Here is a 6,140-nt window from a genome sequence, read left to right as displayed (position 1 = left end):
GCTCTTCCGATCTCCTTTAGAAACACTTTGTTTTTCAAATTTCTTTCCAAAACCAATCATTCCTCTTTCTATTGGAGAATCGATCTGTACTGAACCTTTTAAACTCTGAAACTTAACTTTACCGTAAAAGAAAACAGGTAACTTAACTGCTATTTCATAAGGAAACATTTTGAAATTAAAATATACTGTTTTAATCCAATTAACTTTTATAAAAAGATTTTTAATGTATTTAACCTTATGGTAAATTCTCTTTACTTGTTTCATTTTTTCTTTTTATTAAAGTGCCGTATTAGAGATTCTTTTAAATCTGAATTTTTTATTAATTCTTTGTAAGCAAAAAGAACTGAAAAAATAAATGTAAATAAAAATAAAATATATTTCTTCCAAGAATTATCACTATTAAATAAAACTATTGAGGTAATACAAAATAATAAACTAATAGCAAAAACTACATAAAGTTTGTTTGTTAACATTAATCCATATCTCAATTTAACAACCAAAAAAACTGAAATTAAATGAATAATAAAATAAACAAGAAATCCAATTCCTAAACCTTCTAAGCCATAAAAATGATAACCAAAAAGGCAAATCAATAAATATAGAAAATTAAAAATAATTGAAGTTTTTGTAAAAACCTTAGAGTCTGCTTTTGCAATTATCATAAGTCCCATAGACCAAGAAAATGATTTAAAAAACATAGCCAAAATAGCCCAAGAAACAAAAGGCATTACCTCCAAAAAATTTGATGTAAATAAAATTTTAATTATTAAGGGCATTAACCCTAAAAAAAGGATAATAATTGGGACTATAATCAACATAGAAAAAATGGCTTGTTGATTTACAGAATTATTTACATTTTTATTTAAACTAATTTCTGAAACTAACCTCGGATAATACTCTGTGCTCATCGCATTAAATAGTATGCCTACGTAAGAATTAATAATAATTAATCCGACACTGAAAAGCCCCACCAATTCAATCCCCCCGTTTTTACTTATAAAAATTTGTATTAAATAATTACTTAAAACAGGTAAAAAACTACTAAAAGATAGTAAGCTCCCAAAAAACAATACATCTTTACCGTCAATTAAAATTTCATTTAACTTTATTGAGGATTTTTCGATATTTAATTTTTTAAAATAATAAACTGATACTATAAAACTTATCAATGATGTAACTATTATTGCCGGAACTATGGCATCTATCTTGAATATAAAAAATAAAGGAAGTGTAATTATTAAACCAAATATATTTCCGTATAAATTAGATTTTGCTAAAAAATTTAGTTTAGCCATCCCTTGAAATATTGCGTTTTTTGAACTTGTTAGTTGCTTAAATAAAATTGAAACAGATATTAAAATTATAGCAATTGTTTTATCTGAATTTCCAAAACTAAATATACTTAGGTAATTTGAAAAAATTATAGTTGTTAAAGCTCCTAAAATGCCAGTTAATAATCCTAATTTCAAAATGACATACACATTTTTAGAAATTAAACGATTATCATTTGTAGATTTTACTTCTGATATTTTTTTTACTCCACTTGTTTCTAAACCAAAACATGTTAAAGCCCTAACTAATTCAATTGTCGAGTTTAAAAGACTAAAAATACCATACCCATTCAATCCAATAAAAATGGCTAAAAATTTTGACCTAATGATTGATACAATAATTGATGAAACTTGAACACCTCCAAAAATTGTAGTTGCTTTAAGAATTTTGTGATATGTTTGTTTTTGATCAACCACCTAGTAATAGCGATTTATAATTTCAACAATAGCACTCACTTCTTCCTCCGTCAACATCGGACTCATGGGCAAACTTATAATTTCGCGATGGATTTTTTCCGTAATCGGAAAGGATAACGAATTGAATTCAGTCAACGCCTTTTGCTTGTGTGGCGGAATTGGATAATGTATCAACGTTTCAATTCCGTTTGTTTTTAGATAGGTTTGAAATGCCTCTCGATTAGCTGTTTGAACAACAAATAAATGAAAAACATGATTCTCGGAACCATCCCAAAAAGGTAACTGTATCTTTTCGTTTTTGATTTCAGATAAATAACGTTTGGCGATTGCTCTTCTTTTCTGATTATCTTCCATTAAATCAGGTAATTTCACATTCAAAAAAGCGGCTTGTAACTCATCTAAACGCGAATTGATTCCGATGAAGTCGTTGACATATTTATGTATAGAACCGTAATTCCGCAGGGCACGAATAGTTTGATTCAGTTCCTCGTCATTAGTCACTACTGCTCCGCCATCGCCTAAACAACCAAGGTTTTTGGAAGGGTAAAAACTATAGGCAGTCGGGTGTTGGCGTTTGGAATTTGATTCTTTTGCACCATGAGCTTGTGCTGCATCTTCGATAATTAGCAAATTATATTGTTTTGCAACAGCATCTATATTTTTGATATCAGCTAATTGTCCATACAAATGAACGGCGAGAATTGCTTTGGTTTTACTACTTATATTCTCTTCAATTAAAGCGGGGTTTAAGTTATAGGTTTTAGCATCGGGTTCGACCAATACAGGAACTAAATCGGCTTGTAGAATAGCTAAAATACTTGCGATATAGGTATTAGCAGGCACAATCACTTCGTCACCTTTTTGAAGCTTTCCTAATTCGATGTAGGCTTTAAAAATCAAAACCATGGCATCCAATCCATTACCAACTCCAATGCAATGCTTAGCTTGACAAAAAGCAGCAAAATTCTTTTCAAAAAGACTCACTTCATCGCCTAAAATATACCAACCTCGTTTTAAAAACGCTTCCAGCTTTTGATGGAAGGCTTCTTCATAGTGCTGGTTGACTTTTTGTATGTCGAAGAATTTTATCATACTAACACTCCTTCTAATTTAGTGAAATGGGCAACGTTTACTTCATAAAAATCTTGGGTCACACAATGAGCACCAAAGGATTCTTTCCAATAAGAAAGTCCAGCATTTAATTTCTTTCCTTGTGCTTCATTCGATATTCCAAAATCAAAATACTGTTTTTCTTTAAAAATCGTCGTCAACAAATGATGATGTAAAAAATCTAATGTTCCAAGTTCATTTTTAGAATCGGAAGCGGAGATATATTGCGAATGAGCTACCTTTTGACTTTCAAAAATAGTGGTTCCGCCAAGTAATTGGTCGTTTTTATAAACATTAAATTGTCGAATTTGTTTTGGAAATCGCTCTTTTAGCAAAGTGATTTCTGTCAACGAATGAACCGGTTTGACGTCGTGTTTTTCTTTTAAATTAGGAATCAGAATCGAATTCCAAAAACTAGAAAAATCCGTTTCCTCTTGAACGATAAGTTGGTTTTTAACTCCTCGTTTTACGCCTTCTTTGCGGTCTTTAGATAACAAAAGTGGCTGTTTTAAATCGATTACCGCTAAAGTATCACGACGCACTAAGTTGGCCTCAACCAAAAACAAAACATACTTTAATTCATCTGAAAAAAAGCTGCAATAAATTGGAGGCAACTCTTTTATTATAAGTGTTTTAAACCCACTCACATAAAGTGTTTGCAAAATAGATTTAACGACCAAAAGTGTTTTTTCAATTTTAAAATTCGGTTGTAAAACCAAACCGCCGTACGTCAACCCTTGGTGTGAATGCAACTCCACTCCTACTTTATTAGCCGGCAAAACCGCCACCCATCCTTTTTCATCTTCTACAATCAAAGAGTAATCTTCGAACCGGTCTTGGTGGTAGTCCATAAAGTCGCGATGAAACAAAAAAGTAGCATTTTTAGCTTGACTGACAAAATCATTCCAAGTGGTATAATCGGCTGAAGTGTATTTTCGTATTTGGTATAGTTGCACCTTTATTAATCACTCGATTGGTTCGAGATTTTTTTTATATTCAATAAAAATAGTACCTTTAAATCCCTAATCTAGGAATCCTATTTATGAAACGAAAATACAACTATTTTCTTTTATGGCTACTACATTTTTTTGTATTCTCTGCTTTCGGGCAAGAAATCAATTTGTATGAGCAGTTTAACGGACGTTTTGATTTTACGTTTATCGGAAACACCCTAAATCAATTTGAGAATAATAATCTTGGCGGAGTAACTTGTGTTATCAATACCGCTTCCACTGCAACACTTGCATTGCAACCAACTGATGTGATTGAAAAAGCGTATTTATATTGGGCTGGTTCCGGTCCAGGCGATTTTGAAGTTAAATTAAACGACGTAGCTATTACGCCAGACCGAACATTTAATTTAGTGCAATCCTCTTCTAATTTGCTGTTTTTTAGTGCTTTTAAAGACATTACCTCGCAAGTACAAGCAACTGGAAATGGCGAATACACGCTTTCAGAATTGGATTTAACAGAAATCATCACATCCTATTGCGGTAACGGCACCAATTTTGCAGGTTGGGCAATCTTAATTGTCTATCAAAATGATACTTTGCCGCTCAATCAATTGAACGTTTATGATGGTTTGGATTATATTGGCGGCGGAAACCCAACCTTAGATTTTTCGCTTGATAATTTAAATGTGATTGATGCAGAGGGAGCCAAAATAGGGTTTATTGCGTGGGAAGGCGATTCGTTTATAGCCGTGAATGAAACCTTGCGAATTAACGGTGTTATTTTGAGTAATCCGCCATTAAACCCAGCTGATAATGCGTTTAACGGAACGAATTCCATTACAGAAAGCAACGAATTATTCAACATGGATTTGGATATTTATCCCATTCAAAATAATATTCAACCGGGAGATCAATCGGCAGAAATTTCGTTGACTTCAGATCAGGATTTTGTGATGATTAACACGGTGGTCACCAAATTAAATAGTCAAATTCCAGATGCTACAATTTCCATTGACCAAATCTATTTAACATGTAATTCGGCAACCTTAACGGTGGATTATACGGTTTATAATTTAGAGGCAACCAATCCCCTTCCGGCCAATACGCCGATTGCTATTTATGCCAATGCACTACTCGTTGGCACCACCGCTACAACAACAGTACTTGCGGTAAACGAAAGCGAATCAGGCTCTATCACTTTGGTATTGCCAGACGGAATTCCTGCAGTTTTTGAGTTGCTTTTCGCTGTAGACGACACAGGAAATGGGCTTGGCGTAGTAATTGAAATTAATGAAGATAACAATACCGCTAGTCAAGAAGTGAATCAACTCATTTCGCCGCTCATTCCACCGTTGGATGCTTTAGTAGTTTGCAACGAAGGTTTTAGCAAAGGAACGTTTAACCTCCATCCTCTCATAGATGAATTAATGGGTGACAATTTGTTGGAAGTTACGGCTCATGAAACACTTTTAGATGCCGAATTAGGATGCAATGTTATCCTGAATACAGGAAATTATGTGGTTACATCGCCTCAAACTATATATTTTCGGATTGAAAACCAACCTTGTGCGAGTATCGTTGAGCTTGCTTTACTCGTTAAAAATTGTCCGCCCACTGTTTATAATTTCATTTCTGCGAATGGCGATGGCTTGAACGACTTTTTCTTTGTGGACGGTTTGCGAGAAATTTTTTTAAACTTTGAAATTGAAATTTATAACCGTTGGGGAAAACTACTTTGGAAAGGAAATCAATATACAGAAGATTGGCGTGGTGAAGTAACCACTGAGCCTTCTTTATATGGTTCACTCGCACCAGACGGTACGTATTTTTATGTGCTTTATTTGAATGACACAAATTATCCTGAAGCTTTGCAAGGTTTTTTGTATATCACGAGGGAGTGAGTTTTTAGTTTTTTAGTTTTCAGTTGCGGTTTTCCAACGCTGGCAGATTCTAGGATGGAACACGGATTTTATAGATTAGGCGAATTCTCGCGGATTTGGTTTACTTGACAAAAGGTGATTGATGCGGGTTTGGTTGGTGATTGATAGGTTATTGAACAGTTCTCTTCCGTCAAGTAACAGATTGCTTCCGGCATTAAAGTGACAGCTTTTTTTATAACTTTCTTAAACGCTAAATAATTTAATTAATCATATTTTTTGTGTTCATTAAATGACTATATTCGTGTTTACTAGTGAAAAAAGGTGTATAAACTTGTGGATATTTACTAGTTAGCTGCAAGGCTACACAACACCGCTAATAGACAAACATCCCTTGAAATAAGAGGGAGCTGACCCGATTAAGGTGTCAGCCCCTACTAAAAAAAATCTAC

4 protein-coding genes and 1 pseudogene are annotated in these 6,140 nt (G+C 33.4%); 1 reads left to right on the top strand and 4 read right to left on the bottom strand.

Annotated features, from left to right (window positions below; translation table 11 throughout):
• From PHR76_RS13015 to PHR76_RS13000, 4 genes and pseudogenes are all read right to left on the bottom strand, one after another.
• Positions 1 to 264, bottom strand: a pseudogene (locus tag PHR76_RS13015) (hypothetical protein); the annotation flags it as partial.
• Positions 261 to 1,748 carry an oligosaccharide flippase family protein gene (locus PHR76_RS13010; RefSeq protein ID WP_300063565.1) on the bottom strand — a complete coding sequence of 496 codons (1,488 nt, stop codon included), beginning with the start codon at positions 1,746 to 1,748 and terminating at the stop codon, positions 261 to 263. The pseudogene PHR76_RS13015 and the gene PHR76_RS13010, both read right to left, overlap by 4 nt.
• The gene (locus PHR76_RS13005; RefSeq protein ID WP_300063562.1) at positions 1,749 to 2,840 is read right to left on the bottom strand and encodes a DegT/DnrJ/EryC1/StrS family aminotransferase; all 1,092 of its coding nucleotides are present in this window, start codon (positions 2,838 to 2,840) and stop codon (positions 1,749 to 1,751) included. It abuts the gene before it with no gap.
• Entirely contained in the window at positions 2,837 to 3,814 is a 978-nt protein-coding gene (locus tag PHR76_RS13000) for a GNAT family N-acetyltransferase (RefSeq protein WP_300063559.1), read from the bottom strand. The genes PHR76_RS13005 and PHR76_RS13000 overlap by 4 nt, the downstream gene beginning before the upstream one ends.
• Positions 3,815 to 3,900: 86 nt before the next feature.
• On the opposite strand from PHR76_RS13000, the gene PHR76_RS12995 reads away from it, so the two are divergent.
• Positions 3,901 to 5,712, top strand: a complete 1,812-nt coding sequence (locus PHR76_RS12995) for a gliding motility-associated C-terminal domain-containing protein (RefSeq protein ID WP_300063556.1) — start codon at positions 3,901 to 3,903, stop codon at positions 5,710 to 5,712.
• Positions 5,713 to 6,140 lie beyond the last annotated feature (428 nt).

The organism is Flavobacterium sp., assembly GCF_028689845.1.
Taxonomy (GTDB): domain Bacteria; phylum Bacteroidota; class Bacteroidia; order Flavobacteriales; family Flavobacteriaceae; genus Flavobacterium.
Note: the sequence above shows the minus strand (reverse complement) of the source record. Positions and strands in the feature narration are given on the sequence as shown.

Excerpts from the sequence above, each read along its gene's own strand:
- PHR76_RS13005 (WP_300063562.1), bottom strand. The coding sequence starts at position 2,840 with ATGATAAAATTCTTCGACATACAAAAAGTCAACCAGCACTATGAAGAA.
- PHR76_RS12995 (WP_300063556.1), top strand. The coding sequence starts at position 3,901 with ATGAAACGAAAATACAACTATTTTCTTTTATGGCTACTACATTTTTTT.